Genomic DNA, 17,791 nt, shown 5'->3' with positions numbered 1-17,791 from the left:
AACGCCGAGGGGATGAAGAAGCTCACTACGAGGCCGCCGCCCACGACCGCCGAGCTCTTGAGGAAAGACCGCCGGGAGATCTCTTGTCGGGGCTCCATGGTCAACCCTCCGTCAGCTCGGCCGCGCGATGCACGGCGTTGCGGATGCGCTGGTACGTTCCACACCGGCAGAGATTGCCGGTCATCGCCGCGTCGATGTCGGCGTCGCTCGGATTCGGCTTCGCCCGGAGCAGGGCGACCGCGGCCATGATCTGGCCGGACTGGCAGTAGCCGCACTGCACCACGTCGAGTTCCGCCCAGGCGCGCTGCACCGGATGCGTGCCGTCCTTCGACAGGCCTTCGATGGTGGTGACGGATTTGCCTTCGACGGTCGACACCGGCGTGACGCAGCTGCGTCGCGGTGCGCCGTCCACGTGCACCGTGCACGCGCCGCACTGCGCGATGCCGCAGCCGAACTTGGTGCCGGTCAGGTGCATCAGGTCGCGCAGCACCCACAACAGGGGCATGTCGGGCGGCGCGTCCACTTCGTGCTTGGTGCCGTTCACAAGCAACTTCATGGGATCCCTCGCGGCGGCTGGGTCGGGTGAGCCTACTCCCGGTCTCGCGGCTGTCGCCACGTGACGAAAGTCGGGGTGCGGGCCGAAGCGACTCCGCCAATCGACGATAGGTGCGCACGTGTCGGCACCGCTAGCCCGTTCCTCGGCGATCCTTGCCCGATCCTCCGTCGCGCACGGACGATCACGGAACGCGGCGGCCCTGCCCACATAATCGTGCCTGCACAATCGCAGGACACTTCCTCGCGATCGACCCGTCACCGTCATGACCCGACCGCCGGCCAGCTTGACCTCCCACACCGTCCTGCCCATCGGCGGGACACGCGCCGTGCTGGAAGCGTCGACCGCAGCAGAAACCGGCGACGCAGCGCTGGCGGTGGTGCTGGAAACGTCCGGCTCGACCTACGTCCGGGCCGGCGCGCTCGCACTGTTCGACGAACACGGCGGACAGACCGGCTGGCTCAGCGGCGGCTGCCTCGAACCGGAAATCGCGCAGCGCGCGCAGCAGGCGATGCAGGCGCGGCGCACGGAGTGGATGGAGATCGACACGCGTTCGGACGAGGACCTGCTGTCCGGTTCGGCCGTGGGCTGCCGCGGACGCCTGCGCCTGGCGCTGGTTCCGCTGCCCGCGCTGCCGTCGTGGCCGGCGATGGTCGCGGCCTGGCGCGACGGCGCTGGCACGCTCGTCATGCACGTGCACGCCGATGGCCGCATCGAGGCGCGCATCGGTTCCATCGAGGGGACGTGGCAGCTCGATGCCGCCACGCCGCCATGGACGGATGCCTCGTCGCGCTGGCCGCTGTCGATCGCGCCGATGCCATCGATCCTGGTGCTCGGCGCGGGACCGGAAACGCCGGTGCTGCTGCCGATGCTGCGCGCGCTGGGCGCGCACGTGACGCTGGTGGAGCGACGTCCGCGCTGGCGCATGCACGCGGCGTTCGCCGACGCGTCACTGGACGAGACACCGACGCAGGCACTGGCCGCCAGCACGCGCCGTCACGATGCCGCGCTGGTGATGCACCACCATTTCGAACTCGACCGCGAGGCCCTGGCCGCGCTTGCACAGGCGCCTATCGGGTTCGTCGGCCTGCTCGGCCCCGTGCGCCGTCGCGACGACCTGTTCCGCGTGCTGACCGCAGCCGCGCGCGAGGTCCTGCTTCCACGCCTGCATTCGCCCATCGGCCTGCACCTGGGCGGCACCGGACCGGAGGCGATTGCGCTGAGCATCGCCGCGCAGCTGCAGCGCCATCTGCACGGCGTGTCGGCGTGACCGGCCACGCGGCGATCGTGCTCGCCGCCGGTGGCAGCCGCCGGCTGGGCCGGCCCAAACAGCTGCTGACGCGTGGCGGCGAAACCCTGGTGCATCGCATGGTGCGCCTCGCGCTGGAGACCGCACCGTCGCGATTGGTCGTGGTGACCGGCGCGCATGCGATGAGTGTCGAAGGCGCCATCGCCGGTCTGGCCGGCGTGGAATGCGTGCGCAATCCGCAATGGAACGAAGGCATGGCCAGCAGCCTGCGGCGCGCCGCACAGGTGCTGGCGGAGGCGCGCTCTGCGGAGGCGAACGGGCACGTGCTGATCCTCGCCTGCGACCAGCCCGCGCTGGAGGCGCACCACCTTCAGGCATTGCTGCAGGGCGCCGCGCGTTCGCCGGATGCGTGCGTGGCCACGGTCCATGGCGAACGCTTGGGCATTCCGGTCGTGGTCACGCGGTCGTTGCTGGCAAGCGCACGCAACCTGGGCGGCGACCGCGGACTTGGCGGGCGACTGACCGCGTTACGGAGCGTGTGGCGCCTGCATGCGCCGGAACTGGCGCTGGACATCGACACGACGCAGGACGTCGCGCAGGCGGTGCAAAACGGGTGGCTCGATCCGGCGGGATGAACGCGCAGTCGGCGCGCAGCGGATCGGCAGTCGGAAACCAGGAACGTCAGGAAACGGCGCTAAACAGCAGGTGTTGCGATGCGGCGTGCGCGGCGCCGCGGAAAGGATGCGGCGGCATTGCGCACGCCGCATCCCGGGCGGTCATCAGGCCGCAGCGTCCTTCAGCTTCTTCAGCGGACGGACCTTGACCTTCACCGAGGCCGGCTTGGCAGCGAACCACTGCTCTTCCTTGGTGAACGGGTTGATGCCCTTGCGCTTCGGCTTGGCCGGAACGTTGACGGCGGTGATCTTCAGCAGGCCCGGCAGGGTGAAGGCACCAGCGCCCTTCTTGCTGATCGACGCGTGGACGGCGCCTTCCAGAGCAGCCAGGACGGAACGCACGTCGCGGGCGACGACGCCGGTGGATTCGGCGATGTGCGCCACCAGGCCCGACTTCGACAGCGCTTCCTTGATCGGCTTCGGAGCGGCCGGCTTGGCAGCGGCCTTCTTCGGCGCGGCTTTCTTTGCCACTTTCTTCGTCTTCGCCATATGTGTCTCGTAGTACTCGATGGTTGATGGGTGCCTGGAAACCGCAGGTAGGCAGGCGGAATGTAGGGCAAGCAAATCGCCGCGCCAAGTGGTATCGGCCTAAAAAGCCGCGAAATTTGCCGTGTTCGGGTCTGTCGCGGGGTTGAAGGCGCCGCCGGCCGACGTGCGGTCAGCGATCCGGCAGCGCCGATGCTTCGCGTGCGAGGCGCTCGATGCGCATCCAGTCGCCGGCCTGCACCGCATCGGCGGGCGTCAGCCAGGAGCCGCCCAGGCAGGCGACGTTGGGCTGGCGAAGGTACTCGCGCGCCAGCGTCGCATCGATGCCGCCGGTGGGGCAGAAGCGCGCCTGCGCGAACGGGCCGCGCCAGGCCGCCAGCAGTTCCAGCGCGTTGATCGCCTGCGCTGGAAACAGCTTGAGCAGCCGATGCCCCGTGGCGAGCGCGGCCATGACTTCGCTGCCGGTCGCCACGCCGGGCAGGTAGGCCATGCGCAATGCCACGGCCGCTTCGAGCAGTTCGCGCGAACAGCCCGGCGATACGGCGAACGCAGCGCCGGCCTGCTGCACGCGGCGCATCTGTTCCACGTCCAGCACGGTGCCCGCGCCGACCTGCATCTGCGGCACTTGGCTCGCAACCGCGGCGACGGCGTCCATGGCCACGTCGGTGCGCAGCGTGATCTCGATGGCGCCGATGCCGCCGGCAAGCAGCGCGCGCGCCACCGACACCGCCTCGTCCACGGCGCCCGGCGTGTACACCGGGATGATGCGATGGCCGGCCAGCAGTGCCTGCGCGTCAACGGCGGACATGGAAACCCGCCTGCGAGATCAGGTCGGAAATCTCCGCGGCCGAGGCGATGCAGAAATCGCCCGGGATCGAATGCTTGAGGCAGGCCGCGCCCAGGCCGAAGTGCAGGCGCTCGTTCACGGACATCTCGGTGATCAGCCCGTGCAGCACGCCCGCGGCGAACGCATCGCCCGTGCCGATGCGGTCGACGATGCCTTCCAGCGCGTAGTCCGGCGCGCGGCGACGCGTGCCGTCGCGCTCCACCATCACCGCCGACAGCGTATGCCGGTCGACACTGTGCTGCGTGCGCAGCGTGCAGGCCATCCAGCGCAGGTTGGGGAAGGCGGCGAAGGCGCGCGTGGCGGCCTCGGCCACGGCTTGTTCGCCCTCGGACGACACGCGCTCGCCTAGCACGACGGCGATGTCGCGATGGTCGGCAAACACCAGGTCGGCCTCGGCGAAGATCTGGCGCAGGATGCCCGCGGCATCGCCATCCCAGGCCTGCCAGAGCTTGCCGCGGAAGTTGCCGTCGAAGGACACCTTCACGCCCAGGCGGCGCGCGGCGCGCGCGGCATCGATGGTCGCCTGCGCGGTGGCGGCGCCCAGCGCCGGACTGACACCGGACAGGTGTAGCCATTGGGCGCCATCGAGCAAGGCGTCCCAGTCGTAGTCCACGTTGCGCACGAAGGCCGAGTCGGCGCGGTCGTACAACACTTCGCTGGGCCGCTGCATGGCGCCGTGCACCAGGAAGTACAGGCCCATGCGGCCGTCGGCGCGGCGCACGTGGCGCGTGTCCACGCCATGCCGGCGCAGCTCGCCCACGGCGGTCTCGCCCAGCGCATTGTCGGCGACGGTGGACACCATGGCCGCGTCGTGGCCCAAGCGGGCCAGCATCACCGCCACGTTGGCTTCCGCCCCGCCGACATGGACGTCCAGGCGCGGGCTCTGCAGCATGCGCTCGCGGCAGGGCGCCGACAGGCGCAACAGCAGCTCACCAAAACTCACTATCCGTTGACTCACACCCGCTCCCCGCACTGTGGTGACCCCTTTCTTATGGTGCCCGATCCCGATGGCGCACCGCAGCATGCCATCGGCCACGGCCTTTGCTAGGGTTTTGACCATCGGTGTCATTGACGCCGCCGGATCACGATAGCAAGCGCCGCAACCCAGTCAACAAGCACCTTACAAGCTGTACATGCCACATGGGAGGGGAACCTATGCAATTTCAGCATGTCGCAAAAAAGACACCGGTTACCTTGCTAGCCGCATCGATCGGGCTGGCACTGCAACTGAGCGCACTGGCCGCCTCTGCGCAGGAGACGCCCGCACCCGCCGCCAGCACGCCCGCCACGACGGCGACGTCCGCGCAGGCCACGCAGGGCACGGCCACCAGCAACGAGCAGCCGACCGAACTGGACACCGTCGTGGTGACGGGCTTCCGGGGGAGCCTGGAACGGGCGCTGGACAAGAAGCGCAGCGAGGTCGGCGTGGTCGATGCCATCGTCGCCGAGGACATCGCCGACTTTCCGGATCTGAACCTGGCCGAATCGCTGCAGCGCATTCCCGGCGTTTCCATCGCGCGTGATGCGGGCGAAGGCCGCAACATTTCCGTGCGTGGCCTGGACGCCCAGTTCACCCGCGTGCGCATCAACGGCATGGAGGCGCTGACCACCACCGGCGGTACCGACAGTTCCGGCGGCGCCAACCGCGGCCGCGGTTTCGACTTCAACGTCTTCGCCTCGGAACTGTTCAACAGCATCACGGTGCGCAAGACGACGTCGGCCGAGGTAGAGGAAGGCTCGCTGGGCGCCACGGTCGACCTGCAGACGGCGCGTCCGTTCGATTACGACGGCTTCACCTTCGTCACCGGCGCGCAGCTGGGCTACAACGACCTGGCCGGCGACCTGGATCCGCGCGCGACCATGCTGGTCAGCAATACCTGGGCCGACAACCGGTTCGGCGCGCTGCTGTCGGTCGCCTACACCAAGCGCCGCCTGCTCGAGGAAGGCCACAGCACCGTGCGCTGGGACAACGGCACCAGCAGCGGCGGCTTTGCCGGCACGCCGTCGGTGGAGAACGCAGCCACCTTCCATCCGCGCATCCCGCGCTATGGCGTGCTCGAGCACGAGCAGGAACGCCTGGGCGTCACCGCGTCGCTGCAGTTCGACCCCACCGACCGCACGTCGATGGGCCTGGACGTGATGTATGCCGACCTGGACGCCACGCGCACCGAGAACTTCCTCAACGGCCTGTCGTTCAGCCGCGGCGCCTGCGCTGCCGGCGCCCCGGGTGCCGCCTGCCGCGCCGCGGGCGCCAGCGGCAAGCCGGAAACGGTGGTGGTGGAGAGCGAAGTCGACGGACGCGGCAACCTGGTCTACGGCCGCTTCAACAACGTGGACGTGCGTTCGGAAGCGCGGTACGACGAACTGGAAACCAAGTTCACGCAGTTCAACTTCTACGCCGACCACCAGCTGACCGACGAGTTCACGCTGAATTTCCAGGCGGGCCGCGCGAAGTCGGAATTCGAGAACCCGATCCAGACCACCATCACACTGGATCGCACCAACGCGCAGGGCTACGTCTACGACTACCGCAACGATGATCGCCTGCCGGTGATCACCAACGGCTTCGACGTGAACGATCCGGCGCAATGGGCCTTCATCAATGGCGTGTCGGAAATCCGCCTGCGCCCGCAGTACGCGGACAACACCATCGACAACGGGCAGATCGGCTTCGCCTGGCAACTGACGGACGCCTTCCGCCTCAAGGGCGGCGGCCAGTTCAAGGAATACACCTTCCGGACCAGCGAATACCGTCGCGCTTCCGAAACGACCGTTCCGGCGCTGCCTGCCGGTACGAACATGGCCGATCTCACCCGGCAGATGGGCCTGGAGGACATCGGCGGCGTCGGCGACGGCCGCTGGCTGATCCCGGACATCGATGCATTCAATCGCCTGTTCAACATCTACAGCAACACCGGCACCTTCGCCGTCAGCAACCAGGTCGCGAGCGTGCTGGGCAACAACCGCAGCGTCGAGGAACGCGACCAGGGCTTCTGGCTGCAGGGCGATTTCACCACTCAGATCGGCAGCATGCCGCTGAGCGGCAACATCGGCGTGCGCCAGGTGGATACCTCGCAGATCTCCACCGGCTATGCCATCGTCGGCGGCACGCCGGTGCTGACCACGGTTCGACGCACGTACGACGACACGCTGCCCTCCTTCACGCTGGTGGCCGATGTCACGCCCGACTTCCTGATCCGCTTCGCCGCCGCCAAGGTGATGGCGCGTCCGGGCCTGGGCTTCCTGACGCCGGGCGTGACGGTCAACGTGTCCGGCGGCAATCGCGTGGTCAATGGTGGCAATCCGCTGCTGGATCCGTTCCGCGCCAAGACAGCCGATCTGAGTTTCGAGTGGTACTTCGCCGAGGAATCGCTGTTGGCGCTGGGCCTGTTCTACAAGGACATCGACAGCTTCGTGCAGACCTCGCGCGAGACGCGGCCCTATTACACCTCCGGGCTTCCGGCCGAACTGCTGGCCGGCACCACCGCCACGGTCAACGACGACTTCCAGTTCAACATTCCGCTCAACACCCCGGGCGGTCCGCTCAAGGGCCTGGAGTTCACCTACCAGCAGCCGTTCGTGTTCCTGCCCGGCTTCTGGAGCGACTTCGGCGTGCAGCTGAACTACACGTACGTCGATTCGAAGATCCAGTACATGACCGCCGCAGGCGCGACTTCGCTGCGTACCGACCTCACCGGCCTGTCGAAGAACGCCTACAACGCCACGCTCTACTACGAGGGCGAGAAGTTCGGCGCGCGCATCTCCGCCGCGTACCGCGATGACTACCTCACCACGGTGCCGGGACGCAACAACAACGATGTCGAGGGAACTTCGGAGACGCTGACTCTCGACATGTCGGCTTCCTACAAGATCAACGAGCATTTCGAGATCACGCTGGAAGGCCTGAACCTCACGGACGAGTTCCAGGACCAGTGGGTGGACTCGGTCGGCGACCGCGCATCGGTCTACCACCATACCGGCCGCCAGTACTTCCTCGGAGCGCGCTACAAGTTCTGAACCCCGGCTGCGCGCGGGACGTCTCTCCCACGCTCTCGTCCCCCGCAGCCGCTTTTTCCCGGAACATCCGAAAGCACCACCCGGCAAACGCATTACGAAGGCTTTCAGCGGCGGGACCGTCCAGCGGTCCCGCCTTTTCGTTCCTCTCGACGAGAAGGAGTGACCTGATGAGTGCCGTCCGTATCGCCTGTTGGTCCCTGTTGATTGCAGCACCGCTGTGCGGCCAGGCGGTCGCCGGCGGAATACCTTTCCTGGAGCGCGGCACCCTGCCCGACGGAGACGGCTGGGCCTCGCTGCCGACACCGGCGCTGCCGAACGGCACCACCGGCGGCAGCGACGCCGACGCCGCGCACGCGTTCACCGTAAGCGACCGCAACGCGCTGGTCGCCGCCCTCAACTTTCCCGACGCGACGCCCAAGATCATCCGCATCGCCGGCGTGATCGATGCCAACGTCGATGCCGACGGCAAGCCCCTGGCCTGCGAAGACTACGCACGGCCGGATCCGCAGACAGGTACGCCCTATTCGCTCGATGCATTCCTCGCCGCCTACGACCCGGCGACGTGGGGACGCACCAATCCGAGCGGCCCGCTGGAACGCGCACGCGTCGCCTCGGCGGCAGCGCAGGCAGCGCGCGTGCGCATCCGTATTCCGGCCAACACGACCATCGTCGGCGTGAGACGCGGCGCGGGCCTGCGCGGCGCGTGGCTGGACGTCCGGCCCGGTTCGACATCGGGCAACACACCGATGAACGTCATCGTGCGCAACCTGGTGCTGGAGGACACGGTGGACTGCTTCCCGCAGTGGTCGCCCACCGATGGTTCGCTCGGCAACTGGAACGCGGCCTACGACAACCTGTCGGTACGCAACGCCACCCACGTGTGGGTGGACCACAACACGTTCCGCGACCGCACCACCGCCGACGAAACCCTGCCCACCTATTTCGGGCGCCTGTACCAGATGCACGACGGGCTGCTCGACGTGACCAACGAATCGGACCTGGTCACGATCTCGTGGAACCGCTTCGAGAACCACGACAAGACGATGCTGGTGGGTTCTTCCGACAGCGCCGTCGCCGACCGCGGCAAGCTGCGGCTGACGCTGCACCACAACCTGTTCAACGACGTGGGCCAGCGCGCACCACGCGTCCGCTTCGGCCAGGTGCACCTGTACAACAACCACTACCGCATCAGCGACGAGGCGGCCGCCACACGATACGGCTACAGCTGGGGCGTGGGCATCGAGTCGCAGATATACGCGCAGAACAACCACTTCCGCGTCGGGGAAGCGGTCACGCCCGATCTGTTCATCGAACGCTTCAACGGCACGTCGATCCATGCCGAAGGCACGCTGCTCAACGGCGTGACACGCCGCAGCGCCGTGGATCCGGTGGCCGAGTTCAACGCCGTCAACGGGGACACTCTGACGCCAACGGTGAACTGGACGCCGACGCTGCACGGACCGATTGCCCCAACCGGCCTGGTGCCGGTGATGGTGTGGCTGGGCGCCGGCGCGGTCAGGTAACGCTGATTGACGGGTACGGGCGGTCGGGTCTACGCACTCGACCGCCTGTGCCGGGCGAACGGTGTCGAACGGCGAACGGCGCCGGCAGCGCCGGCAATTCGCGATCAATCGATCCAGGTTCGAACCCGTGACGGCCATCAGTCGGGACAGGCACTGAGGCCGGCCGACTGCGCGGCGGAGATTCCGGGCAATTCCGAGTCGGAGGCGCTAATGTCCGCTTTCGACCCGAAGCGGACGTATTTGCGACTCGAGAACAAAGATGGAACTAAGCCGCTACCTGACGTTGATGAATTTTCCGGCGGAGTGGGAAGCCTGGGACATGCTTCCACGCGCTTTCGTAAGTGAGCAGTCGGCGCTGTACGAGCTTGGGCATGAAGAGGCGGCAGAGCATGATCGCCACGGCGTTTTTCAGTGGTGGCTCACGCAGAACCCGCCCACAGAAACTCTCGTGAAACTTGTCGGATTGTCGTGGCTCGATCCGGACCAAGTCATGGCTGGGGCGGTTCGCCAATGTATCGCGCGGCAGCCGGATCTCAGTAAGGAAGTGAACTCGGAGCTGCAACGTCCCTTCAGCGTGCGCTGATCATGTCTGCTCCTGGCCGATAGCGGAAGTACGGGCGCTAGCCCGCTTCCGCGGTGGTAATGTCCGCTTCCGACCCAGCGGCCTTGGCCAAGCGTCCGACCCGACCCGCTGGGCTCGGTCATACGCGGGCTTGTTAGCCGGACCCGGCCTGCATAAGCTCAAGTCGAATTCGGCCGACCCACGGGCCGCCCATTGGGCAGTTGCACGTCAAACCCACGGGACGTGATGAGCGACCGAAATCAAGCATTGATCTTCATTGCTTCCGTGCTTGTCATAAGTTGGAGCTTTGAAGCTTTCATCATCGTCAATGGCGGCGTCAGGAACTTCGGCCCGCTCTGGATGATCGCCCTGATGTGCATTCCAGGCGTCCTTTCCATCGCGCTGATGGCTCATCCTGAATTCTGGATTCGGAGATATCGGCCTCCGAGCGGGAAAGGGGCGCTACTACATTTACGCCATTGCAGTCCCCCTGTTGCTGGCATTGCTCATGGGGCTCGTATCCGCATTCTTCGATATCCGAAAGTTTTCGCCGATTTCCGCAGAACGACTCATCCAAGTCACGCCTGTTCTCCTATCCCTGCTCGGGCTTGGCCTCATTGGCGCTTTCGGGGAAGAACTCGGGTGGCGCGGATTCCTGCTGCCGAAGATGATGAGCGGTGGCTTCAAGAGTCCTTACTTCGCCTGCGGACTTGTATGGGCATCTTGGCATCTTCCGCTCATTGCCTTCGGGGATTTCTACCGGACGGACAACACATTGCTCATGGCGCTGATCTATGGGCTCGGCATCATTGCCATTAGCCTGTTCTTCAGCGAACTCAGGATGCGCTCCGACTCAGTCTGGGTTGCTGTCATCGCCCACGCTTCCCACAATTTCTTCTTCCAGCTCATGATTCCATCATTGCTGCTCACTGCCCCGGGTTCGCATTCGGAGCTTTGGGAGACGGTGGCCAGCGACACCGGCTTGTGCGTCGCAGTGCTCTACGCTGTCGCGTATCTCGCATCTCGCCGAATTCTCCGGCCGTCCGCACCGGATTACCGAGGGGCGTGACGTCCGACAATTCATTCAAGCCGACACCGCTCCTCGGCGCGCCTTGACTGAGGCGTTGGCAAACGTCCTCCTCTGCCCGTTATCGGACATTCGGCGCGGAGGGCGCACTCGTTGGTTTCACTGTCCGCTTCCGACCCAAAGGAGACGATCCGATGGGCATGGGAAGCCGGGGAGTTGGGCATGCGTAGCAAAGGCTTGATGTCGGATGGCTTCCATACCAGCCGAGGCTGGCGCTGCGCCGCGGCACTGTCGGTCGCGCCGCTCTTTGCAATGATGGCTCTGGCACTCTGGTCGCTTTCTGGCGGCTCGCACACATGAGAGACGTCTTAGGGGGAACGATGGGCATGCTGAAACGGCAGGTGTGGGGCGCCAGCCTCGTGTGCATAGGAGTCGCTGTTCTCTACGGTAGCGGCGACGCGATTCAGAACTACTTTGTAACGGGACAGATCGCGTGGGGTAGGTCGTCACGACGATTGGAGGGAGAGATGGCGCTCATGGCTCACGGTCTCTTCTTCCTCGTTGGGGCGGGCATGGTCGCCGAGGGGATTCGACAAATGGTTTCCAGGTTCGAGGGTACGAGCCAGTACTAAGGTGCGACGCGTTCGGCGCAAAGCAGAGATCCACAGCAATCTTGATCAATGGACGCTAGGTCATCCGAACTCCTGGAACAAGACCGTGAAGGCTCGCAGTGCTCGGGTTACTCCTCGCTTCGCCTGGCCCATCGGTTCTGCCGCCGCGTTGGCCTGTACCGTCGCCGATGCAGCGGTCTGCGACGATGCGCCGGCGGGCGCGAGGACGCCCAGGCAGTCGTGCACGCCGTATCGGATCATCTCCGCACTCCTACATCGTGCCGCGCTGCATGAACGGTGCGCGCTGGTACAGCTTGCGCTCGCCACCACGTGGATCCAGCGCCAACGATGACGGCTCGTCGAACAGCAGCGTCTCGCGACGATCCAGCGAGTACGGCGCCCATGTGGGCAAATTTCGGTGGTTCGGATCGCCGTTACGCGCGAAGGCGATCAGCGCATCGCTCATCGCGTCGGCCACGCCCTGCGCCTGCGCGCCGTCGCCGGTGCGCGAGCCGGGCTGGCGGATGTTGTCGAACACCAGCGGGATGTCGAGCGTGTGGAACGCGCCGAGCTTGCCGTCATCCAGCGGCGAGCCCCAGTCGAGCTGGTACGCCCACGTCGGCGCGGCATCCGCACCTTGCCGGGCACGCGCCTCGCACTCCTCCACCGCGCCGCGCCAGGAGCGGCCCGCGGTGGTGGCGGCAAAGAACACCTGCGACGGGGTGTAGTGCGGATACATGCGCCGGTATTCGGTCACCACCACGTCGACAGGCAGGTCGACGTACTGCTCGCGCTCCAGTCGAGCGGGCAATTCGTCCCAGGTCAGCGTGAAGTTCTTCGGGTCGTTGCCGAGGAAGGCGCGCGTCTCATCGCGCGTGTTGCCGATGACCATGGGAATGCGCGAGGACTGCGGCGGTGCATCGGGCCAGAACGGATGGCGCGGCAGCGCGCCGCCGTCGAGCACGGGACCGAAGTACAGCGAAGTGTTCTCGATCCGCGACGGATCGCGCGTCTGCGCGGCTTCCAGGATCCGCCCGGCCGGCAGCGCGAGCAGCGCCGCCGTCTGGTCCGCGCGCAGTGAAAGCGCGTCCAGCAGCAGTTGCGCGCGTTGTGTGGCAGCACGCGGTCCGGCAGCCGTCACCTGCTGGCCGCTCATGGTCCAGGCGCGATGGAACAATCCCTGCCCCGCGGGCATCGCCATCAGCGTGGCGATCTTCGCGCCGCCGCCCGACTGGCCGAACACCGTCACGTTGCCGGGATCGCCACCGAACTCGCGCGCGTGCTGTTGTACCCACTGCAACGCGGCGACCAGGTCCAGCTGGCCGACATTGCCGGAGTCCGCGAACGCGGAGCCCGCGATGTTCTCCAGATACAGATACCCGAACGCGTTGAGGCGATGGTTGACGGTGACCAGCACCACATCGCCGCGCCGGCACAGGTTCACGCCGTCGTACAGCGCATCGCTGCCGGATCCGTTGTTGAATCCGCCGCCGTGGATGTAGAACAGCACCGGCCGGCGTGCGCCATCGCGCAGTCCCGGCGTCCACACGTTGAGGAACAGGCAGTCCTCGCTGGTGGGCTCGACGGCCTTGCCCTGCGGTGCCGCGGCACCGTGCGTCAGTGCGTCGCGAATGCCCTTCCATCGCGACTCCTGCAGCGCGGGACGGAAACGGCGCGGCGCGGTGTCGGCACCATAGGGAATGCCCTTGAACACATGAACGTCACGATCGCGGTAGCCGCGGACGCGGCCGCTGCGCGTGGTCGCGGTCGGATGGTCGCCATTCGCTGCGAATGCCGGACGGGTCAATGCTGCCGTCACCGCCAGAGCCGTTCCCGCTTGCAGCAGTCGGCGGCGCCGTACATCGGGAAGCTCGTCGGCAGTCATCGGCATCTCCAGCGTCTTACGGCTCGTCGGATCGGGTCGTGAGTTGCAGCGTGTCGCGAATCCAGGCGTCGGCGAGGCGTGGCCATTGCCGCAGCGTGGAATCGTCGATGTCGCGCACGCCGAAGCCGTGACCGCCGCGCGGGTACAGATGCAGCTCCACGGGCACCTGCGCGGCACGCAGCGCGTCGAAGAACAGCAGCGTGTTCTCCACGCGCACGCTCGCGTCGTCGTTGGCGTGCAGCAGGAACACCGGCGGCATGCCCGCTTTCACGCGGTTCTGCAGCGAATAGGCCGCGATATCCGATGCCGATGGTGCGGCGCCGAGCAGGTGCTCGCGCGATACCGCGTGGGCATGGCGGCCCATGTCGATGACCGGGTACATCAGCAGCAGGAAGTCCGGGCGTGCATCGATGCGGTCCGCGACGTCGATGGCGGCATACGTGGCTTCCCCGTAGCGCGTGCCCAGGCTGGCGGCGACGTGGCCGCCGGCGGAGAAGCCGATCGCACCGATGCGGTGCGGGTCTATGTTCCATTCGGATGCGCGGGCGCGGATCAGCCGCAGCGCGCGCTGCGCATCGGCGAGCGGCGCATCTCTGGCGTCGTCATGCCCTTCGCCGGGCAGGCGGTAGCGCAGCACGAACAGCGTGTAGCCCAGCCGGTCGACGAATTCCGGCACCAGTGCGGTGCCTTCCTTGTCGAGCACGATCCGCCGGTAGGCGCCGCCGGGCATCACCAGCAGCGCCGCACCGTTCGGTTTTGCCGGGCGGTACACCACCATGTACGGCTGCGTGATGCCGGTGACGATTCGGTTGGGACGTGCGGCATCGTCGCTGCGTTCGACGAAGCGCTGCTCCAGCCGCACGTGCTGCGAACCCGGCGCAGTGCGGTCGGGCCACAGGAAGATCCGCGACGCGGCCTCCTGCGCGGTGTCGGCCGATGGCTTCTGCGCGGCGGCCGGCATCGCAAGCAATGCGCAGAGCAGCAGCGCGAGGCGGCGCACCGGTCGCCCTACTTCAGCGGATCGCGGCGCGGCAGCGGCTTCAACGGCTCCATCGTGTCCAGGTTCCAGTCCGCCGGCACGAAGGTCTGCCGCGTTTCCTTCTGCTGCGGATAGCCGCCCACCTGCTCCTGGCTGTCGATGATGCGGCCGCGTCCTTCGATGGTGTCGGCCAGGATGCGGCGATCGACGTCGTCGCGGTCCCACGGACGCGCGCCGGCGTTGGCGATCGCCGCGTCCTGCACCTGCTCCGACGGCAGCAGCGTCACGCCGAACGGAAGCTCCGGCGCGCGCTTCATCGCATCCACGCCGATGGGCGTGGTGGTGTAGCGGCCCTGCTGTGGCAGCGGATTGCCCAGGCGATCGACGGCGAGGTTGTCATCCAGGTACACGTCCACGTCGCCCGAACCGCCGACGGTGAAGAAAGCCACGTCCTCGGTCGAGATGCCCGCGCGCATCACGTTGCCGCGCGCGATCACCTGGCCGCGCGAGTACGGATGGCCCAGCCATTCCTCGGCGATGAGGTTGTAGTGCACCGCGCGCTGGCCGGGGTCATAGATCAGGTTGTTGATGACCTGTCCGCGCGCGCCGCCCTTGAACAGCGGGTTTCGCTCGTAGTTGTGCGCGTACAGGTTGCCGACGATCAGCACGTCATTGACGTGGTCGTGGATCAGCGTGCCCTTGCTGTGCTCGCCCTTGGGATGCGTGGCGTTGGCCAGGCCTTCGGCGATGATGTTGTTGCTGTAGGTGATGCGGCGCGACGCCGCTTCCATCCACTGCTTCTCGCTCTCGCCGAAGAAGCGCGTGCTGGACGCCGACAGGTTCTCGTCGGTGGCCCACGTCAGCGAGCAGTGGTCGACGATCACGTCGCGCGCGCCGCGCACGGTGGTGATGGCGTCGATGTCGCCGGAGAACTTCGGGCGATGTCCGTCACCGGGCCGCACGCGGATGTGGCGGATCACCACGTCGTGTGCGCCGATGGTCAGACCGCCCTTGATGAGGGTGATGCCCGGCTGCGGCGCGGTCTGGCCGGCGATGGTGAGGAAGGGCTCGGTGATGCGCAGCTCCTTCATGCCCAGATCGATCACGCCGCCGACCTCGAACACGACGATGCGCGGCCCCTTGGCATTGACCGCCTCGGCGAACGAACCCGGCCCCTCGGCCGCGAGCGTCGTCACCCGCAGGATGCGGCCGCCACGCCCGCCGGGCGTATGGGCCGCCCAACCCTGCGCGCCCGGAAATGCCAGCTGGGCTGTCTCCCGGGACATGGAACCCTGGGCCGCCTGCACCCCCATCGAGCCGGTGGCGGCCACCATTCCAGCCACCAATATCCCGCCCGCAGCGCGCGCGAACCGCGAAAACACGCTCCTTCCCAACCGCATCGTCATCCGTCCCCTCCCCGAGCCGTCCACCGAGTGTAGGCCCGATTGTCAATGACACCGGTTTCCTATACAACACTGCGGACGCGCTCTTACGCAGGGGAACCGGCATCGCATGGACAGACACGCGCCCGACCAAGGCAGCGACCCCGCCGCAATTGCCCGCCGGCTGGTGACCGCCCGGCGGCAGGCCCAGGCCCTGCCGGACTACCCGGGCGAGCTCCCCCGCACGCTGGACCAGGGCTACGCCTGCCAGGACGAGGCCATCGCACTGTGGGGACGGCCGGTGGTGGGCTGGAAGGTGGGCAAGATCCCGGCCGACTGGGAGTCGCTGCTCGGCGAGGAACGCCTGGTCGGCCCGATCTTCGAGGGCGCGGTGCAGGCGCCCGCGCCGCGCGAGGCCGGACGGTTCGCGGTGATCCCCGGCGGCTTCGCGGCGGTGGAGGCGGAATTCGTGTTCCGCATCGGCGCCGATGCCCCGGCGGACAAGACCGACTACACCGCGCAGGAAGCCGCGGACCTCGTCGAGACGTTGCTGGTGGGCGTGGAACTGGCCGGCAGCCCGCTGCCGCTGATCAACGTGCTGGGCCCGCCGATCGTGGTCTCGGACTTCGGCAACAACAGCGGCCTGATCCTGGGCCCGGAAGTGCCCGGCTGGCGTTCGCTCGCCGCCGACGAGCTGACCTGCGAGACCTTCATCGACGGCCACCTGGTGGGCGAAGGCGGGGCGGCCTCGATCAGCGGCGGGCTGCTCGCCGCGCTGGCATTCGCGCTGTCGCGCTGTGCGCAGCGCGGCTACCCGCTGAAGAAGGGCACGCTGGTGACCACCGGCGCGGCGACCGGCATCCATGACATCCTCGCCGGCCAGCGCTCGCGCGTGAGCTTCGGCCGCTGGGGTGAAGTGCTTTGCAATGCCGTTGCCGCCATGCCGGAGGGTTCCGACGCATGACCGATCGCCGTGGTTTCCTCGCCGGCCTCGCCGGCGCCTGCGCGGCTGGATTGCTGCCGTCGGCGACCGCGCAGGACGGCACGCGCGTGCTCACCGCCACCGACGTACACGTAAAGGACTACCCGACCGTCGAGGCCGTGCGCTGGATCGGCGAGCAGCTCGAGCGCGAAACCGGCGGCCGCGTGTCGATCCGGCTGTACCACGCCGGCCAGCTCGGGCGCGAATCCGAGGCCATCGACATGGCGCGTTTCGGCGCCATCGACATCACGCGCGTCTTCACCGGCGCGCTCAACAACGCCTTCCCGCTGACCCAGGCGCTGTGTCTGCCGTACGTCTTCGACTCGGTGGAACACCAGCGCCGCGCCATCGATGGGAACATCGGCGCGCAGGTATTGCGCGGCTTCGAAACGCGCGACCTGGTCGGCCTGGCCATCTACGACAGCGGTGCGCGCTGTTTCTACAACACGCGTCGCCCGCTGGTGGCGCCGGCCGACCTGGAAGGCCTGAAGTTCCGCGTGCCGTCGTCGGACATCTTCCTCAAGCTGATGCGGCTGTTCGGCGCGAACCCGACGCCGCTGTCGTACGGCGAGGTGTTCTCGTCGCTGGAGACGCACCTGATCGACGGCGCGGAAAACAACCTGCGCAGCTTTCATGCCAGCCGCCAGTTCGAGGTGGCGCGCTACTGGTCCAAGAGCGAGCACTCCTATGCGCCCGACGTGCTGCTGGTTTCGCGCGCGACGTTCGAATCGCTGCAGCCGCGCGACCGCGACCTGCTGCGCGAGCTGTCGCGGCAGTCGGTGTCGGTGATGCGCCGGCTCTGGGACCAGTCGGAGAGTTCCGCGCGCGACGCCGTGCTGCAGGCCGGCGTGCAGTTCAACGACGTGGACATGCCGGCGTTCCGGCGCGCCGCGCAGCCGCTGCTCGACGAATACCTGCGCCATCCACAGGTCGGTGCGCTGCACCGGCAGATCCGCGCGCTGGCGTGAGCCTGGGCCGCCGCGCGAACGAGGTGCCTTACCACTGAACCCGCAC

At 67.3% G+C, this 17,791-nt stretch carries 18 protein-coding genes; 8 read left to right on the top strand and 10 right to left on the bottom strand.

Annotated features, from left to right (window positions below):
- Positions 1 to 98, bottom strand: a 98-nt coding sequence (locus VFE83_RS19530; protein ID WP_414674766.1) for a twin-arginine translocation signal domain-containing protein, incomplete at its 3' end; no start/stop codon positions are given.
- Positions 99 to 100: 2 nt separating this feature from the next.
- A complete protein-coding gene (locus tag VFE83_RS15535; RefSeq protein WP_324907784.1) occupies positions 101 to 556 on the bottom strand; it encodes a (2Fe-2S)-binding protein in 456 nt (151 codons plus the stop codon).
- 262 nt (positions 557 to 818) lie between these two features.
- Between VFE83_RS15535 and VFE83_RS15530 the strand changes: the two genes are divergently transcribed.
- Both VFE83_RS15530 and VFE83_RS15525 read left to right on the top strand, forming a co-directional pair.
- Entirely contained in the window at positions 819 to 1,823 is a 1,005-nt protein-coding gene (locus VFE83_RS15530; protein WP_324907782.1) for an XdhC family protein, read from the top strand.
- A complete protein-coding gene (locus tag VFE83_RS15525; protein ID WP_324907780.1) occupies positions 1,820 to 2,437 on the top strand; it encodes a nucleotidyltransferase family protein in 618 nt (205 codons plus the stop codon). Before VFE83_RS15530 ends, VFE83_RS15525 begins: the two co-directional genes overlap by 4 nt.
- Before the next feature lie 144 nt (positions 2,438 to 2,581).
- Here VFE83_RS15525 and VFE83_RS15520 read toward each other — a convergent pair whose 3' ends face one another.
- The 3 genes from VFE83_RS15520 to VFE83_RS15510 all read right to left on the bottom strand — a co-directional run bounded on the left by VFE83_RS15520 (position 2,582) and on the right by VFE83_RS15510 (position 4,767).
- Entirely contained in the window at positions 2,582 to 2,965 is a 384-nt protein-coding gene (locus VFE83_RS15520; RefSeq protein ID WP_324907778.1) for an HU family DNA-binding protein, read from the bottom strand.
- A 169-nt stretch (positions 2,966 to 3,134) separates the two neighbouring features.
- Complete coding sequence (gene eda / locus VFE83_RS15515; protein WP_324907776.1) at positions 3,135 to 3,770, bottom strand: bifunctional 4-hydroxy-2-oxoglutarate aldolase/2-dehydro-3-deoxy-phosphogluconate aldolase; 636 nt, start codon at positions 3,768 to 3,770, stop codon at positions 3,135 to 3,137.
- Complete coding sequence (locus tag VFE83_RS15510; protein ID WP_324907774.1) at positions 3,757 to 4,767, bottom strand: sugar kinase; 1,011 nt, start codon at positions 4,765 to 4,767, stop codon at positions 3,757 to 3,759. Before VFE83_RS15510 ends, eda begins: the two co-directional genes overlap by 14 nt.
- 197 nt (positions 4,768 to 4,964) lie before the next feature.
- Here VFE83_RS15510 and VFE83_RS15505 point away from each other — a divergent pair, with 197 nt between their 5' ends.
- From VFE83_RS15505 to VFE83_RS15495, 3 genes are all read left to right on the top strand, one after another.
- Positions 4,965 to 7,826, top strand: coding sequence for a TonB-dependent receptor (locus tag VFE83_RS15505; protein ID WP_324907772.1), 2,862 nt, complete (start codon positions 4,965 to 4,967; stop codon positions 7,824 to 7,826).
- Between the two features lie 167 nt (positions 7,827 to 7,993).
- A complete protein-coding gene (locus VFE83_RS15500) occupies positions 7,994 to 9,349 on the top strand; it encodes a hypothetical protein (RefSeq protein WP_324907770.1) in 1,356 nt (451 codons plus the stop codon).
- Positions 9,350 to 9,608: 259 nt separating this feature from the next.
- On the top strand, positions 9,609 to 9,932 hold the full coding sequence (locus VFE83_RS15495) for a hypothetical protein (protein ID WP_324907769.1): 324 nt from the start codon (positions 9,609 to 9,611) through the stop codon (positions 9,930 to 9,932).
- A gap of 207 nt (positions 9,933 to 10,139) precedes the next feature.
- Here the strand turns inward: VFE83_RS15495 and VFE83_RS15490 are convergent, their stop codons facing one another.
- Complete coding sequence (locus tag VFE83_RS15490) at positions 10,140 to 10,325, bottom strand: hypothetical protein (protein WP_324907767.1); 186 nt, start codon at positions 10,323 to 10,325, stop codon at positions 10,140 to 10,142.
- Positions 10,326 to 10,404: 79 nt separating this feature from the next.
- On the opposite strand from VFE83_RS15490, the gene VFE83_RS15485 reads away from it, so the two are divergent.
- Positions 10,405 to 10,980 (top strand): CPBP family intramembrane glutamic endopeptidase, encoded by a 576-nt coding sequence (locus VFE83_RS15485; protein ID WP_324907765.1) that lies wholly within the window; start codon positions 10,405 to 10,407, stop codon positions 10,978 to 10,980.
- A 650-nt stretch (positions 10,981 to 11,630) separates the two neighbouring features.
- Here VFE83_RS15485 and VFE83_RS15480 read toward each other — a convergent pair.
- Genes VFE83_RS15480 through VFE83_RS15465 form a run of 4 tightly spaced genes read right to left on the bottom strand, consistent with a single transcriptional unit; the run spans position 11,631 to position 15,699 of the window.
- Entirely contained in the window at positions 11,631 to 11,810 is a 180-nt protein-coding gene (locus VFE83_RS15480) for a hypothetical protein (protein WP_324907763.1), read from the bottom strand.
- Positions 11,811 to 11,820: 10 nt separating this feature from the next.
- The gene (locus VFE83_RS15475; RefSeq protein WP_324907761.1) at positions 11,821 to 13,434 is read right to left on the bottom strand and encodes a carboxylesterase/lipase family protein; all 1,614 of its coding nucleotides are present in this window, start codon (positions 13,432 to 13,434) and stop codon (positions 11,821 to 11,823) included.
- A 16-nt stretch (positions 13,435 to 13,450) separates the two neighbouring features.
- Positions 13,451 to 14,395: an alpha/beta hydrolase gene (locus VFE83_RS15470; RefSeq protein WP_324907786.1), complete on the bottom strand. Its 945-nt coding sequence runs from the start codon at positions 14,393 to 14,395 to the stop codon at positions 13,451 to 13,453.
- 47 nt (positions 14,396 to 14,442) lie between these two features.
- Complete coding sequence (locus VFE83_RS15465; RefSeq protein WP_324907759.1) at positions 14,443 to 15,699, bottom strand: hypothetical protein; 1,257 nt, start codon at positions 15,697 to 15,699, stop codon at positions 14,443 to 14,445.
- 226 nt (positions 15,700 to 15,925) lie between these two features.
- Here VFE83_RS15465 and VFE83_RS15460 point away from each other — a divergent pair, with 226 nt between their 5' ends.
- Together VFE83_RS15460 and VFE83_RS15455 are read left to right on the top strand one after the other, a co-directional pair.
- A complete protein-coding gene (locus VFE83_RS15460) occupies positions 15,926 to 16,759 on the top strand; it encodes a 2-keto-4-pentenoate hydratase (RefSeq protein ID WP_324907757.1) in 834 nt (277 codons plus the stop codon).
- Positions 16,756 to 17,745, top strand: coding sequence for a TRAP transporter substrate-binding protein (locus tag VFE83_RS15455; RefSeq protein ID WP_324907755.1), 990 nt, complete (start codon positions 16,756 to 16,758; stop codon positions 17,743 to 17,745). The genes VFE83_RS15460 and VFE83_RS15455 overlap by 4 nt, the downstream gene beginning before the upstream one ends.
- Positions 17,746 to 17,791 lie beyond the last annotated feature (46 nt).

Origin of the sequence: Lysobacter sp. (assembly GCF_035655815.1) — a bacterium.
Classification (GTDB): domain Bacteria; phylum Pseudomonadota; class Gammaproteobacteria; order Xanthomonadales; family Xanthomonadaceae; genus Lysobacter_J.
Note: the sequence above shows the minus strand (reverse complement) of the source record. Positions and strands in the feature narration are given on the sequence as shown.

What these genes read in the sequence shown, in the direction of transcription:
- VFE83_RS15455 (WP_324907755.1), top strand. Translation starts at nt 16,756, where the DNA reads ATGACCGATCGCCGTGGTTTCCTCGCCGGCCTCGCCGGCGCCTGCGCG.
- VFE83_RS15465 (WP_324907759.1), bottom strand. Translation starts at nt 15,699, where the DNA reads ATGTCCCGGGAGACAGCCCAGCTGGCATTTCCGGGCGCGCAGGGTTGG.
- VFE83_RS15490 (WP_324907767.1), bottom strand. Translation starts at nt 10,325, where the DNA reads ATGAGCCATCAGCGCGATGGAAAGGACGCCTGGAATGCACATCAGGGC.
- VFE83_RS15470 (WP_324907786.1), bottom strand. Translation starts at nt 14,395, where the DNA reads ATGCCGGCCGCCGCGCAGAAGCCATCGGCCGACACCGCGCAGGAGGCC.
- VFE83_RS15460 (WP_324907757.1), top strand. Translation starts at nt 15,926, where the DNA reads ATGGACAGACACGCGCCCGACCAAGGCAGCGACCCCGCCGCAATTGCC.
- VFE83_RS15480 (WP_324907763.1), bottom strand. Translation starts at nt 11,810, where the DNA reads ATGATCCGATACGGCGTGCACGACTGCCTGGGCGTCCTCGCGCCCGCC.
- VFE83_RS15505 (WP_324907772.1), top strand. Translation starts at nt 4,965, where the DNA reads ATGCAATTTCAGCATGTCGCAAAAAAGACACCGGTTACCTTGCTAGCC.
- VFE83_RS15500 (WP_324907770.1), top strand. Translation starts at nt 7,994, where the DNA reads ATGAGTGCCGTCCGTATCGCCTGTTGGTCCCTGTTGATTGCAGCACCG.
- VFE83_RS15520 (WP_324907778.1), bottom strand. Translation starts at nt 2,965, where the DNA reads ATGGCGAAGACGAAGAAAGTGGCAAAGAAAGCCGCGCCGAAGAAGGCC.
- VFE83_RS15495 (WP_324907769.1), top strand. Translation starts at nt 9,609, where the DNA reads ATGGAACTAAGCCGCTACCTGACGTTGATGAATTTTCCGGCGGAGTGG.
- VFE83_RS15535 (WP_324907784.1), bottom strand. Translation starts at nt 556, where the DNA reads ATGAAGTTGCTTGTGAACGGCACCAAGCACGAAGTGGACGCGCCGCCC.
- VFE83_RS15475 (WP_324907761.1), bottom strand. Translation starts at nt 13,434, where the DNA reads ATGACTGCCGACGAGCTTCCCGATGTACGGCGCCGCCGACTGCTGCAA.
- eda (WP_324907776.1), bottom strand. Translation starts at nt 3,770, where the DNA reads ATGTCCGCCGTTGACGCGCAGGCACTGCTGGCCGGCCATCGCATCATC.
- VFE83_RS15530 (WP_324907782.1), top strand. Translation starts at nt 819, where the DNA reads ATGACCCGACCGCCGGCCAGCTTGACCTCCCACACCGTCCTGCCCATC.